Source organism: Microcoleus sp. B3-D7, assembly GCF_036705305.1.
Taxonomy (GTDB): domain Bacteria; phylum Cyanobacteriota; class Cyanobacteriia; order Cyanobacteriales; family Microcoleaceae; genus Microcoleus.
The window spans coordinates 176,760-188,972 of sequence record NZ_JAUBUE010000005.1 but is presented as its reverse complement, the minus strand read 5'-3'; the positions used below and the strand labels follow the sequence as shown (position 1 = coordinate 188,972).

The window sequence follows — 12,213 nt, the reverse complement described above, 5'->3', positions numbered from 1 at the left end:
AGGGGGCGATCGGGCCCCAAGTCCCTATTCAGCCACTGTGAGGGAGGTATTCAAAAATTTTGCACAGACCTATTGCAATCCCCAGAGACTTGTGGTATGTTTAGTTTCTGTGCGCGGGCATAGTTTAGTGGTAAAACTTTAGCCTTCCAAGCTAACTATGCGGGTTCGATTCCCGCTGCCCGCTTGCGCCTACAAAAACCTCAAACCAAGGAGAAATCAACGGTTTGAGGTTTTTTATTGCCCAGAATACGGCTGAGTAGGCGGTCAAAGTGACTATCAAATGACTACGAAATGACTAGGAAATGACTATCAAATGACCTTTTTGGATACAATGTGGAGACAATGTGACGAGAATTTGACTAGAAATATCCAGCCGATAGTTAATAGCGGCAAGGTGCGCGACCCAAGAGCACCCTACATAATTAGGTTCTGTGTAAGCCCTGTATCTGCAAGAAGAATTAGTTAACATACAGTGCCCTGATTTGGCAAGATTGCCGATCGAACTCAGCTTGAGTTATGACTGATTCGGAGTCGCATCAGTCACAAGGAGAGCCCGTGAAATATTTTTCAGTAGTAATGTATTTGCTGCGGGAACGGCAACAATTTCTTGAAGAAATTCGCCAAGGTGTAAAGCTCAAATCTAAAATTTTCGGTTTGTTGATTTCTAGTACAGTATTTTTTGCCATTTACGGAGCGATATTAGGTGCATCTAGTACGTGGATGCAATGTCTGGTTTCAGCAATTAAGTTGCCAGCACTTTACCTACTGACGCTGATTATCTGCTTTCCCACACTTTACTTTTTTAATGTCATGTTTGGTTCAAAACGTACTTTTGAGCAGTATTTGACATTGTTGATGACAGCGATGGCGATGATTAGCGTTTTGCTGTTTGGATTTGCACCTGTTAGTTTGTTTTTCCTCATAAGCAGTACCAATTACAATTTTTATCTGGTGCTGAATGTTGCTATCATGGCCATCACAGGATTTTTGGGAGTAAATTTCATTTATCAAGGAATGCACTTTCTTTCAGAACAAGATGCGGAAGGCAAAGACATCAGGTTAAATATTTTGCGCTTCTGGTTGGGACTTTATGCGTTTGTTGGCAGTCAATTGGGATGGACGCTAAGACCGTTTTTTGGGGCACCGGGACAAGCTTTTCAACTGTTCCGAGACCGAGACAGCAATTTTTATATGAGTCTGTGGCAATCAATTATGTCTCTGGGAGGATCGTAATTAATCCCACTTAAAGGAGATGGTGAAGAGTGATACAAGCGGATTTGGAACAGTTAAAAATTTCTGAGAAGGAGTTGGAGGATTTGAGCGGAATAGCTTTGAGCGACGGTTTTGCAGCGGATTTTTACCGACCTGCTGCACTCCGGGACGGGAAAAAGCTGTTTTCTCTTTTGTTGAATGAGTTGCTGATATTTGGCCTGACATTAGTTGTTTCGCTGCCTGTTGCTTTACTGGCTAATAAACATAATGTTGGTTTATTTAGCGATGCTGAAATATTTGTCCGGGTTTTACAAATAACTTTGAGTTTGTCGCTGGCGATTACTGTTGCTTGGAATGCCTATAAATGGGTTAAGGCCAAGCCTCTGGCAACGCTGGCGGGTCTGCTAGATGAAGTTGAGAAGTATCATGAGGTAATTCAGGCTTTAGATATTATCGATCGCCTAACGGATGCTGGCAATTTACAAGCCAATTTAATTAACCGAGGAGATGCAATTGAAGCATTAAAAATTACTAGAGAAAGTTTAGTCTGTGCTTTGAAAACAGAAAGAATTCTCAGGGAAAATCAGAAATTTATCGGCCGCCGTTACGAGTTATTTGCTAATATTGAAAGTAATTTAGCTGCTTTGATGGCGCTGGATGTGAGCGATCGGGCGACTGAATACGGGCGGTTGCTAAATGAGGCTTTGGAAATTGGGATGAGCGTACACAAAGAAGTAAGAAAATTGCAAAAGGGAAAGTGAATTTGAATTGCAGGTTTGTAGTAAGGACTTTAGTCTTTAAATCTAAGCTTTTAAGGCAGAGGCAAGTGTCGCAGTTGTAGGGTGCGTCAGACATCGATCCTTTCGATTGTAACAGGTTTGGACTATCTGACGCACACTACACATCTACAAACTTTTTTACAGACCTTAAACTTTAATCTTCAAAAATATCCAACTGTTCGCCCTCCGACTCTTTTCTACCATTTTTTTTAACACCTTTCCGCAGCCCGATCGCAATTTTGCTGTGTTTCTCAATCTGCTTCATCACCTGTCTCGCCCTGTCAATCACCGACGGCGGCAAACCGGCCAATCTCCCCGCTTCAATTCCGTAAGATTTGTCAGCACCTCCCGGCTGAACTTGGTGCAAGAATACGATTTGATCCGGCAATTCTTTAACTGTCACCTGATAATTGGCGACATTATCTAAAATAGAAGCTAGCTCATTCAATTCGTGATAGTGAGTCGCAAAAATCGTCCGCGCCCGAATCTCCGTTGCTAAATATTCTGCCACAGACCAAGCAATAGAAAGCCCGTCAAAGGTCGCCGTTCCCCTGCCAATTTCGTCTAACAACACCAATGATTGCGGCGTCGCGTGATTGAGAATATTTGCAGTTTCGTTCATTTCCACCATAAACGTAGACTGACCTGTTGCCAAATCATCTACTGCGCCGACGCGGGTAAAAATGCGATCGCAAATTCCCAAACTAGCAGCTTTTGCCGGCACAAAACTGCCCATCTGCGCCATTAACTGGATCAAACCCACCTGCCGCAAGTAGCAGCTTTTCCCGCTAGCATTCGGCCCGGTTAAAATAATTAAATCTGGGCGGTTTAACGAGTCTTCCCGACCCAAAAAAGCAGAATTAGGTACAAAAAATCCCGGCGGTAAAGACTTTTCCACCACAGGATGACAACCTTCAATAATTTTAATTTCCCGACTTTCTGTCATCGTCGGGCGGCAGTAATTCTGGTAAACTGCTACTTCTGACAAACCGCACAAAACATCTGCCGCCGCCACGGCGCGGGAAACGTTGCGAATAATTTCTGCGTGTTCTCCTACCTCCGATCGCACTTTAGCAAAAATATCGTATTCCAATTGATTTAAATCTTCCCGCGCTGTCAGAATTCGCACTTCCCTTTCTTTTAATTCTTCAGTGCTATAACGTTCTTCATTAGTGAGAGTTTGCTTGCGGGTGTAGTCCTTCGGCACTTGGTCTACTTTCGATTTGGTAATGCTGATGTAATAGCCGAAAGCTTTATTGTAGCCTACTTTTAGATTAGAAATTCCCGTGCGTTTTCTCTCGGTTGCTTCTAAATTGGCAATCCATTCTTGGTCTGCTGATGCAGTGTGGCGCATTTCATCTAGCATGGGATTGATTCCCGCTCGAATCAAGCCTCCTTCTTTTAAATGAATCGGCGGTTCGTCAACTAAATGAGCGTGAATTTTAGTGGCTAATTCTTCTAAAATTGGCGGTACATTTTGCAGCGCTTTCAAATATGGCGATCGTCCTTGGGCTGCGATCGAGGCTAATTGCGGCAGTTTTCCCAGAGAATCAGCTAAAGCGACCAAATCCCGCGCGCTAGCTGTTCCCGAACCGGCGCGGCCTGTCAGTCTTTCGATGTCGTAAATTTGGCGCAGCAACTGCTGAAAATCTTGGCGCAGACCGTTATTTTCTACTAATTCTTGAATCGTGTCATGTCGGGCGCAAATGCCTTTAATGTTGAGCAAAGGTTGCAGCACCCAGCGGCGCAACGCGCGGCCTCCCATTGCAGTGCTGGTTTTGTCTATCGCCCACAGCAGCGAACCGTGAAAAACCCCATCTCTCACTGTTTGAGTAATTTCGAGATTGCGGCGGGTTTGGTAGTCGAGTATGAGAAAATCGGTGAGAGTGTAAGTGTGCAATCTTTGCAAAGAAACTGCTTTTTCCTTTTGAGTTTCTTCGAGATATTGCAGCAAACCGCCGGCGGCGCGCACTGCGAGGGGCAAATGGCTGCATCCCATACCTTCAAGCGATCGCACTTTGAATTTTTGCAGGATTCTCTGTTTTGCTTCGGGCAAAGTAAACGGAATTTGCGATCGCAAAGAATAGCAAAACGAATTCGGCAAACACTCGGGTAAATGTTCTGATTTCTCTCCGGGCCTCAACATAGTCACCAAATCCGGCGCATTAGTCGGTACCAAGACTTCCGAAGGCTGCAAGCGCAGCAATTCTAGGGTTAATTGTTCTAAACTGTCTGCTTGGGTAGTGACGAATTCTCCCGTAGAAATATCTGTATAAGCCAATCCCCAATGTTCCCCAGCAATGACGACTGCTGCTAAAAAATTATTTTGTCTGGGTTTGAGCATTCCGTCATCAGTCAAAGTTCCGGGAGTGAGAATCCGGGTAATTTCGCGTTTGACTTGGCGGCCTTCTTTCGCAGCAATCGAGGCATCTTCAACTTGGTCGCAAACTACCACAGCATAGCCTTTTTCTACTAACATTGACGTGTAGCGGTCGAGGGCGTGGTGCGGCACTCCTGTCATCGGCACTCTGCCGATTTCTTTGCCGCTTTCTTTACTCGTACAAACAAGTTCTAATTCCCGCGAAATCGTAACTGCATCTTGGAAAAAACACTCAAAGAAATCTCCGACTCGAAACAATAAAAGTGCGTGGGGATACTGTTCTTTCACTTCCACATACCGCTGCATCATCGGAGTTAGCTTGGTGAATTCTAGTAGGCGGTGGTCGGCATTGCGGATGTTGGCTTGATTGGGGTCTGTTGGGGTAGATGCAGTGTAAGGCATAAAAGGCGATCGATAAATTTTAATCTTTAACAACTTTACCGCAAGCTCGGCTTTTAGTTATAACTAATGATACAATATTTGACTATTAATCATCCTTAAGCAGGGTGCGTGATTCTCCAGATTCAGGTTGAGTGTGGAGCGATACACAAGTCATGTACCCTACTTAATAATCGATAAACCCGCTTTTACTTGAGAAGTTTTCGGTCGCTCTTTATCTAAAGTGAGCCAAGACCTGGGCTTTAGTGAGATTAAGTGAGAAGCTTTATTTGTTGTGAGATAAAAGCGATCGCCAATCGACAAAAACAACCTCATCCATCTCGTTATTAGCTGTTCTTGCAGATGTTGAACGAAGACCGAAGTTGCAATCTTCCCTAAGGATTTTAGCAATTAAGAATGTCCTAACCGTCGGGCGCGGTTGCTATAACTGTTGGCGGTTAACGGAAGAATGTAAAATTTCCCGCACTTTAGGGGCATAAATTTTACATTTTTGGTATTGAAAACAGCCGGAAGATAGATTTATAACTTATACCTCGGATAGAGAGAATATATATTTTATAAGCTTAAAATTAAAAACATCCAAGCGAGTAATTTCTCAGCTTAGTAAAGGTAAGATTTAGAATCAAAAATTTGCTAGCTAGTAGTTAACTAGAGGAAAAAAATAATGAAAGCTCTTTGCTGGCACGGAGCAAATGATGTGCGCGTTGATAATGTACCAGACCCAACAATTATCAACCCGCGCGATGCAATAGTTAAAATCACGTCTACAGCAATCTGCGGCTCGGATTTGCACCTCTTAGATGGCTTCATCCCGACAATGCAATCGGGCGACATCATGGGGCACGAATTCATGGGGGAAGTAGTCGAACTCGGCAGCCAAGTCAAGAACTTAAAAAAGGGCGATCGCGTCGTCATTCCTTTTACTATTTCTTGCGGCAGTTGCTTTTTTTGCAACCGCGATTTGTGGTCGCTGTGCGACAACTCCAACCCCAATGCTGGGCTGGCTGAAAAAATGTTCGGTCATTCGCCGGCAGGACTGTTTGGCTACTCGCATTTAACGGGCGGCTATGCAGGCGGACAAGCAGAATACGCACGAGTTCCGTTTGCAGATGTCGGCCCTTTAAAAATTCCCGACGGACTTTCTGACGAACAAGTATTGTTCCTCACCGATATCTTTCCTACCGGTTACATGGCGGCCGAAAACTGCGACATTCAGCCGGGGGATACTGTAGCTGTTTGGGGATGCGGGCCAGTCGGACAATTTGCGATCAGAAGCGCGTTTATGCTGGGGGCCGAGCGAGTAATTGCGATCGACCGCATACCGGAACGCTTGCAAATGGCTGCCGCGGCCAAAGCTGAAATCATCAACTACGAAGAAATCGACGCCGGGGAAGCAGTCACCGAAATGACGGGGGGACGCGGACCAGACTCTTGCATCGACGCGGTGGGGATGGAAGCCCACGGCACCGGTCTCGACGCTTTGTACGACAAAGCCAAGCAAGCCGTGCGGTTGGAGAGCGATCGACCTACGGCCCTGCGACAAGCGATCGTCGCGTGTCGCAAGGGTGGCACAGTGTCAATTCCCGGCGTTTACGGCGGCTTCGTTGACAAAGTGCCATTAGGTGCAGCTTTCAACAAAGGCTTGACCATGAAAATGGGACAGACGCACGTTCACCGCTATTTGCGGCCTTTGCTCGATCGCGTTCAAAAAGGCGAAATTGATCCGTCATTCGTAATTACACACCGAATGAAATTGGATGAAGCGCCCCACGGCTACGACATTTTCAAAAACAAAAAAGATAACTGCATCAAAGTTGTCCTCAAACCCTAACTCGCATTTACCCTTCACGGAAAAACTATGCTTTTACAAGAAAAAGAATCAGGCGACTTGATTGAAATCCTCGATGTAGAGGCTTTAATCAGCCCTACAAAAAATGAAGTGCCTGGAAAAAATCAAGCTGGTCAAGAAGAGCAAGAGACAGCAACTTTTCCAAAAAGTAATTTAGTCTTTCCTTCCGGTGAAACTCTGCCGCGCTGTTGGACTGAGGAAAATTATCAAACTCATTGATTCCCCTGATTCTCCCCATCCCGCTTAAGAAGGGGGGGACTCGAAGCTAGGGGGATGGACACAGCACATAGGTGTCCGCTCAACCCAAGAAACCGCTCTCCGATAGGGGTTAAAACCCCTGCAGGAGTGCGGTTTTGACGTGTTTTTTGACACCCGGAGGACACAGCGCTGTGTTTGTTTAAATAGAATGTACGATCGACCAAATTTAAGAGAGTCTTAGTTCGCCACCGCGAGAAACCGCATTAAACTAAAGTGATAAAGATAACCGGGCTTGATTTAATTTCTTTATGACTAAAAGCTGATTCCCCTCGATCGTTGGCAGCGTTACAAATAATGAAACTTGTTCAAAACAGCCTGGGAGGAATTCCCCATGTTTTACCATAAGAAGCCACTACAGTATTACAAAAGACCAGAAAAGCCAGATGCCGTTTACGCCAAGAAAATACAAGAACTAATTGGCGGTACATTTGGCGAAATGACCGTGATGATGCAGTATCTATTTCAAGGTTGGAACTGCCGAGGCCCAGCAAAATATCGCGATATGTTGCTTGATGTCGGTACAGAAGAAATCGGGCATATCGAGATGCTAGCAACTATGATTGCTCACTTGTTAGATAAAGCTCCTGTATCTATGCAAGAAGAAGGTTTCAAAGATGCTGTGGTGGGTGCTGTGATGGGAGGAAACAGCCCGCGAGATGCGATCGCCGCCAGCATGAACCCGCAGCACGCAATTGTATCTGGTTTGGGCGCACTTCCTAGCGACAGCGTAGGGTATCCCTGGAACGGCCGTTATATCGTTGCTAGCGGCAATCTTTTAGCAGATTTTCGCTCGAATTTGCACGCCGAATCGCAAGGAAGATTGCAGGCTGTGCGGATGTATGAAATGTCAGACGATCCGGGCGTGAAAGACACCCTGAGTTTTATGATCGCCCGCGACACGATGCACCAAAATTTGTGGCTGGCGGCGATCGAAGATTTAGAAAGTTCGGGAATGGAAACAACACCCGTTCCGAGTTCCTTCCCGCAGGAGTTGGAAAAATCAGAATTTGCTTATCAGTTTTGGAATCATTCTGAAGGTTCCGAAAGTAGCGAGGGACGCTGGGCGAAAGGCAAATCAATGGACGGCAAAGGCGAATTTGAATATGTAGCCAATCCGCAACCGTTAGGGCCTGAACCAGTACCGCCGCCGCCCGAACCCAAATTGCACGGCACCGGAATGAAATAGCCCGTCAAAAAGTTAATAGTAAGCTTGCCAGTCCCCGATTGACTAATTAAATAATTAAGGACTAAAGTGCTTACTCCTAACCTAACAAACACTAAAGTTCTTACTACTAACCAAAGGTTAGTGGTAAGAAATTTACTCGCTAATTGGCTAATTAATTAGTTAAGTATTTTAGTCCTTACTACAAACCAAGTTTTGGCAAAAAGTCTAATAACTAACAGCAAATAAGTTATGCAATTGCAAGCAGTAATTCTCGATATTGACGGTACTCTGACGCTCAGCAATGACGCCCACGCTCAAGCTTGGGTAGAGGCATTTGCGGCTTACAGCTACGAGGTGCCGTTCGATAAAATTCGCCCGCTAATTGGTATGGGAGGCGACAAAGTTATACCCAAAATGGTATCAGGACTTTCCGACGAAGAAGGGGACGGGAAAAAGATTGCACAGCGGCGCAAAGAACTGATTATTAACCGCTTTGCTCCCGAACTTTCTCCAACCCCCGGTTCGCGCGATTTGCTGTTAAAAATGCAGAAAGAAGGATTGCGGCTAATTATTGCTACTTCAGCTACCACCGAAGAACTTTCCGGTTTGCTGAAAGCTGCACAAGTTGACGATTTATTGGATCAAGCGCAAGCGGCGACATCGAGTGATGCGGAAGCTTCTAAACCGGAACCGGATATTGTGGAAGCTGCTTTGAGCAAATTGCAGATGGAAGCGAGTCAGACGGTGATGTTAGCTGATACTCCTTACGATATCGAAGCTGCGGGCAAGTGCGGGGTGCCAGTAATTGCTTTTAGGTGCGGAGGTTTCGATGATGCTTCGCTGGCAAATGCTGCGGCAATTTACGATCACCCGGCTGATTTGTTGGCGCATTATGACGACTCTATTTTAGGGAAAAAGGAGTTGGTAGCGCGTTGAAGTAATATGGCTAACTGCGGGGCATCGCCCCTAAAGTAGCGGGATCGGCTACGATCCACTCAACTTGATGGGCTTCTGTGCGATCTGGAATATCCAGGCGATCGGCTAATTTTTGAATCACTGCTTCTGGGACTGGGGCGGTGCGGGAACGGTTGCGATCCTGTATTTCTGCGATCGGTACTTCGATGTAAACAATGCGAATTCGCGCTTTGTAAGCAGCAAACAAATCAATTAATTGCTGGCGCATTTGTTTGGTTGTATTCGTGGCGTTCCACACAAAAGAAGTTCCCGATCGCAAATATTCCTTGGCTCTTTGTTTGGCTCTTTCTACAACCTCACTTTGGTTTTTTTCGGGCGATATATTCATCTCCATCCTCAGCGCATCTAAGGAAATTACAGGCAAATTGGGCAGGTTTTCTCTAATCCAATAATCTTTGCCACTTCCTGGCAATCCCGACATCAAAACAACTTCGCATTTTGTATCGTCAAACATTTCAGCATCGGGGTTGGCGTTGTCTTTGCGGAAGTAGATAAATCGGCTGTGTGCTGATGGGAATTGTCGGGGAGAATCCAAACAATTATTTTCTTGACAAAACTCCCGAAATAGTTCTATTTTATCGAGCAATTCTTGTCTGTCGCTACACTGTCGGCCGCGCACGTCTGCTTCGGCTAAAAGTGCGAGAAAATCGCAGCGGACAACTTGACTAACTTTAATTACAGACTGCTGCGGGTTGGGTTTGTCGATCAGCCAGATGGGTAAACTGCCGAATTGGACGATCGCCACAACTGTTTCGCGAATGTCAAACTGCACAGGCGGCTCGAATTGGGATAAAATTTGTCTGACCATTCTCGCACCTTGGCGTGCGTGACCTTTTGAGCTAATTCTGCCGTCGGCTTCTATTTTTGTAAAGGCTGGTTTAGCGACATCGTGCAGCAAAGCGGCGGCAAAAAGTATCGATCGTTCTTTTTCGGGTAGTTGTCGCCAATTCGTGGAAGATATTAATGCTTCGCAGACCATTTTAGTATGAATTAAAACGTCTCCTTCGGCGTGGTAAATCGGGTCTTGCTGACATCCTTTTAAGTTTTTAATCCAATCGAAATGATTTTGAATGCTGTCCCAATCCAGAAACCAATCGGGCGGTTCGGGACAAAAGGGAAAAGTCCAAGTTGGGGATTGTGATAAGATAGCTGTCATCGTTTCACCTGTTTGTTAATATGGTAAGGTGCGGAATTTGCACCTTTATTTTTTAGTTTATTAGAGAGGGACGAAAATTTAGGTATGAGCGCTTTTAATCGCAGTTTTTTATAATAACTATAGCTATTACATAAATCCTGTGAAATTAAATAAATCTGCACCTGGACGCAGAATATTGGGTATAATTGGGCGATTTAGCCAATGTCCTTCGGCATTCTTAATAGCAGTCAAAAAGCTGGCGCGCACGTATTTGTAACGCGCCTTTACTATGCCATCTTCTTCGACTTTAATGTACAGACCCTCCATGCGATCGCTCTTGTCAGTCTCTTTCAAACACCGTTCTTCATCTAATCCCAATTCTCGACTGGACAAACGCAACCGATCCAAATGTCCAGGTTGAATAAAATTAGATTTTTCCATAAACTGCATCATTTGCTTGGGGGATTGCAGCACTCCCGAAAACAGCACGGGAACTGACACTAACGGCAGTCCGCTTAACAACTTCTGGCGGGATTCTGTACTCAGAAATTGACTTGTTTCTAAGTCCAGCACGTCGTATTCCATAAAATAGTGCGGCAAAAAATCATAAAAAACAGTGTGTTTCGCATAAAGCCATTCGCCGTAAAGAATGTAGCGATTTCCCAGCACTTCTCCCAGCGCCCCGCTGAGACTGAAAGCCCACTGTTTGAATAAGTTAAAATGTTTTTCCCTCGGCCCGCCGGTGAGATAGTGACCGCGACTTTGCAGCAGCATTTGCCCGTCTGGTGCGAAGCTGATGCCTGTATTAGCGCCGTCTACCTTTTCTTCTATAATTAGAGGGCGATCGATCAAGGCGCTAAATGGCACGCTATCGAGGTCTTCATCGCCTGGTTGGAAACGCGAACCTTCGATGTGATAAGTTCTAGGATATTTAACAATTTTGAGCATCAGCCCATCCATTTTATATTTGAGATTTCCGAGGCAACCCCATCCATTTTAGATTGTAATTTTAGATTTTAGACTTTAGAGGCGACCCAATCTATTTAACCATTATAATGGAATTATCACAAAGGAGCGTGTAAGTTGAAAAGTCAAAGTTTCCAAAGCATATCATCAGCAATCGCTGGAATTATATTAGTAAGTGTGCTACTCCTCGGATTAAACTCTTTCGTCGTTATCAATCCAGGCGAAGCAGGGGTGGTTAGCGTTTTAGGAAAAGCCACAGATGGAGCATTGTTAGAGGGGTTTCACCTCAGACCCCCGCTAATATCCAAGGTAGATGTGTACGATGTAACAGTGCAAAAATTTGAAGTTCCCGCCCAGAGTGCTACTAAAGACCTCCAGGATTTAAATGCTAGTTTTGCGATCAATTTTCGCCTCGATGCTGAGAAAATAGTGGATATCAGAAGAACTCAAGGAACTTTGGAGAATATAGTTTCAAAAATTATTGCTCCTCAGACTCAAGAAGCATTTAAAACAGCGGCTGCACTGAGAACCGCCGAACAATCTATTACTCAAAGAAGTGAACTGAAGCGAGACTTTGATACTGCGCTGAAGGAAAGGCTATCAAAGTATGATGTAATCGTGCTCGATACGAGCGTTGTTAACATTCGATTCTCCACAGATTTTGCAAAAGCGGTTGAGGAGAAACAGGTTGCTGAACAGCGGGCGCAAAGGGCTGTTTATGTGGCTCAGGAAGCAGAGCAGCAGGCTCAAGCTGACATTAACCGCGCTCAAGGTAGGGCGGAAGCTCAAAGACTTTTGGCTGAAACTTTGAAGGCTCAAGGCGGCGATTTAGTGCTGCAAAAAGAGGCGATCGAAGCTTGGAGAAGCGGCGGCGCTCAGATGCCAAAAGTGCTGGTTATGGGCGCAGGTTCGAGTCGGGTTCCTTTCATTTTTAATATGAACGATATTCAGGAAGAACCCGATCACCCGCAAGTGACCAACAATTAAAATATGACAGAGGGTAACAAACCCGGTGTCTGGGAAAATATTGGTTTTGCTAACCCGAAATCTCGCAATAAACCGGGTTTCCTCAGAAAGCACACATAAGTCCTATGA

10 protein-coding genes and 1 tRNA gene are annotated in these 12,213 nt (G+C 45.2%); 8 read left to right on the top strand and 3 right to left on the bottom strand.

The annotated features are described in order from the left end of the window. The first annotated feature begins 113 nt into the window (after positions 1-113). The 3 genes from QUB25_RS06290 (at position 114) to QUB25_RS06280 (ending at position 1,973) form a co-directional block, all read left to right on the top strand. Positions 114-184, top strand: a tRNA-Gly gene (locus tag QUB25_RS06290). A gap of 332 nt (positions 185-516) precedes the next feature. Beyond that, the gene (locus tag QUB25_RS06285) at positions 517-1,233 is read left to right on the top strand and encodes an actin-binding WH2 domain-containing protein (RefSeq protein WP_333119558.1); all 717 of its coding nucleotides are present in this window, start codon (positions 517-519) and stop codon (positions 1,231-1,233) included. Between the two features lie 29 nt (positions 1,234-1,262). Further along, positions 1,263-1,973, top strand: a complete 711-nt coding sequence (locus QUB25_RS06280) for a hypothetical protein (RefSeq protein WP_333182416.1) — start codon at positions 1,263-1,265, stop codon at positions 1,971-1,973. A 172-nt stretch (positions 1,974-2,145) separates the two neighbouring features. Here QUB25_RS06280 and mutS read toward each other — a convergent pair whose 3' ends face one another. Then, positions 2,146-4,773 carry a DNA mismatch repair protein MutS gene (gene mutS, locus QUB25_RS06275; protein ID WP_333182444.1) on the bottom strand — a complete coding sequence of 876 codons (2,628 nt, stop codon included), beginning with the start codon at positions 4,771-4,773 and terminating at the stop codon, positions 2,146-2,148. A gap of 661 nt (positions 4,774-5,434) precedes the next feature. On the opposite strand from mutS, the gene QUB25_RS06270 reads away from it, so the two are divergent. From QUB25_RS06270 to QUB25_RS06255, 4 genes are all read left to right on the top strand, one after another. Next, positions 5,435-6,601 carry a zinc-dependent alcohol dehydrogenase gene (locus QUB25_RS06270; RefSeq protein WP_333182415.1) on the top strand — a complete coding sequence of 389 codons (1,167 nt, stop codon included), beginning with the start codon at positions 5,435-5,437 and terminating at the stop codon, positions 6,599-6,601. Between the two features lie 27 nt (positions 6,602-6,628). Further along, on the top strand, positions 6,629-6,838 hold the full coding sequence (locus QUB25_RS06265) for an acetyltransferase (protein ID WP_333182414.1): 210 nt from the start codon (positions 6,629-6,631) through the stop codon (positions 6,836-6,838). Positions 6,839-7,208: 370 nt separating this feature from the next. Next, a complete protein-coding gene (locus QUB25_RS06260) occupies positions 7,209-8,063 on the top strand; it encodes a manganese catalase family protein (RefSeq protein ID WP_332960413.1) in 855 nt (284 codons plus the stop codon). Positions 8,064-8,291: 228 nt separating this feature from the next. Continuing rightward, positions 8,292-8,978, top strand: a complete 687-nt coding sequence (locus tag QUB25_RS06255) for an HAD family hydrolase (protein ID WP_333182413.1) — start codon at positions 8,292-8,294, stop codon at positions 8,976-8,978. Between the two features lie 10 nt (positions 8,979-8,988). Here QUB25_RS06255 and QUB25_RS06250 read toward each other — a convergent pair whose 3' ends face one another. Together QUB25_RS06250 and QUB25_RS06245 are read right to left on the bottom strand one after the other, a co-directional pair. After that, positions 8,989-10,173, bottom strand: a complete 1,185-nt coding sequence (locus QUB25_RS06250) for an AAA family ATPase (protein ID WP_333182412.1) — start codon at positions 10,171-10,173, stop codon at positions 8,989-8,991. Between the two features lie 126 nt (positions 10,174-10,299). Then, positions 10,300-11,100 carry an RNA ligase family protein gene (locus tag QUB25_RS06245; protein WP_333182411.1) on the bottom strand — a complete coding sequence of 267 codons (801 nt, stop codon included), beginning with the start codon at positions 11,098-11,100 and terminating at the stop codon, positions 10,300-10,302. A gap of 135 nt (positions 11,101-11,235) precedes the next feature. Between QUB25_RS06245 and QUB25_RS06240 the strand changes: the two genes are divergently transcribed. After that, positions 11,236-12,105, top strand: coding sequence for a prohibitin family protein (locus tag QUB25_RS06240; RefSeq protein ID WP_333182410.1), 870 nt, complete (start codon positions 11,236-11,238; stop codon positions 12,103-12,105). Positions 12,106-12,213 lie beyond the last annotated feature (108 nt).

Bases quoted from the DNA above. Each gene is read 5' to 3' on its own strand.
- QUB25_RS06255 (WP_333182413.1), top strand. From the start codon at position 8,292: ATGCAATTGCAAGCAGTAATTCTCGATATTGACGGTACTCTGACGCTC.
- QUB25_RS06245 (WP_333182411.1), bottom strand. From the start codon at position 11,100: ATGCTCAAAATTGTTAAATATCCTAGAACTTATCACATCGAAGGTTCG.
- QUB25_RS06250 (WP_333182412.1), bottom strand. From the start codon at position 10,173: ATGACAGCTATCTTATCACAATCCCCAACTTGGACTTTTCCCTTTTGT.
- QUB25_RS06265 (WP_333182414.1), top strand. From the start codon at position 6,629: ATGCTTTTACAAGAAAAAGAATCAGGCGACTTGATTGAAATCCTCGAT.
- QUB25_RS06270 (WP_333182415.1), top strand. From the start codon at position 5,435: ATGAAAGCTCTTTGCTGGCACGGAGCAAATGATGTGCGCGTTGATAAT.
- QUB25_RS06285 (WP_333119558.1), top strand. From the start codon at position 517: ATGACTGATTCGGAGTCGCATCAGTCACAAGGAGAGCCCGTGAAATAT.
- QUB25_RS06260 (WP_332960413.1), top strand. From the start codon at position 7,209: ATGTTTTACCATAAGAAGCCACTACAGTATTACAAAAGACCAGAAAAG.
- mutS (WP_333182444.1), bottom strand. From the start codon at position 4,773: ATGCCTTACACTGCATCTACCCCAACAGACCCCAATCAAGCCAACATC.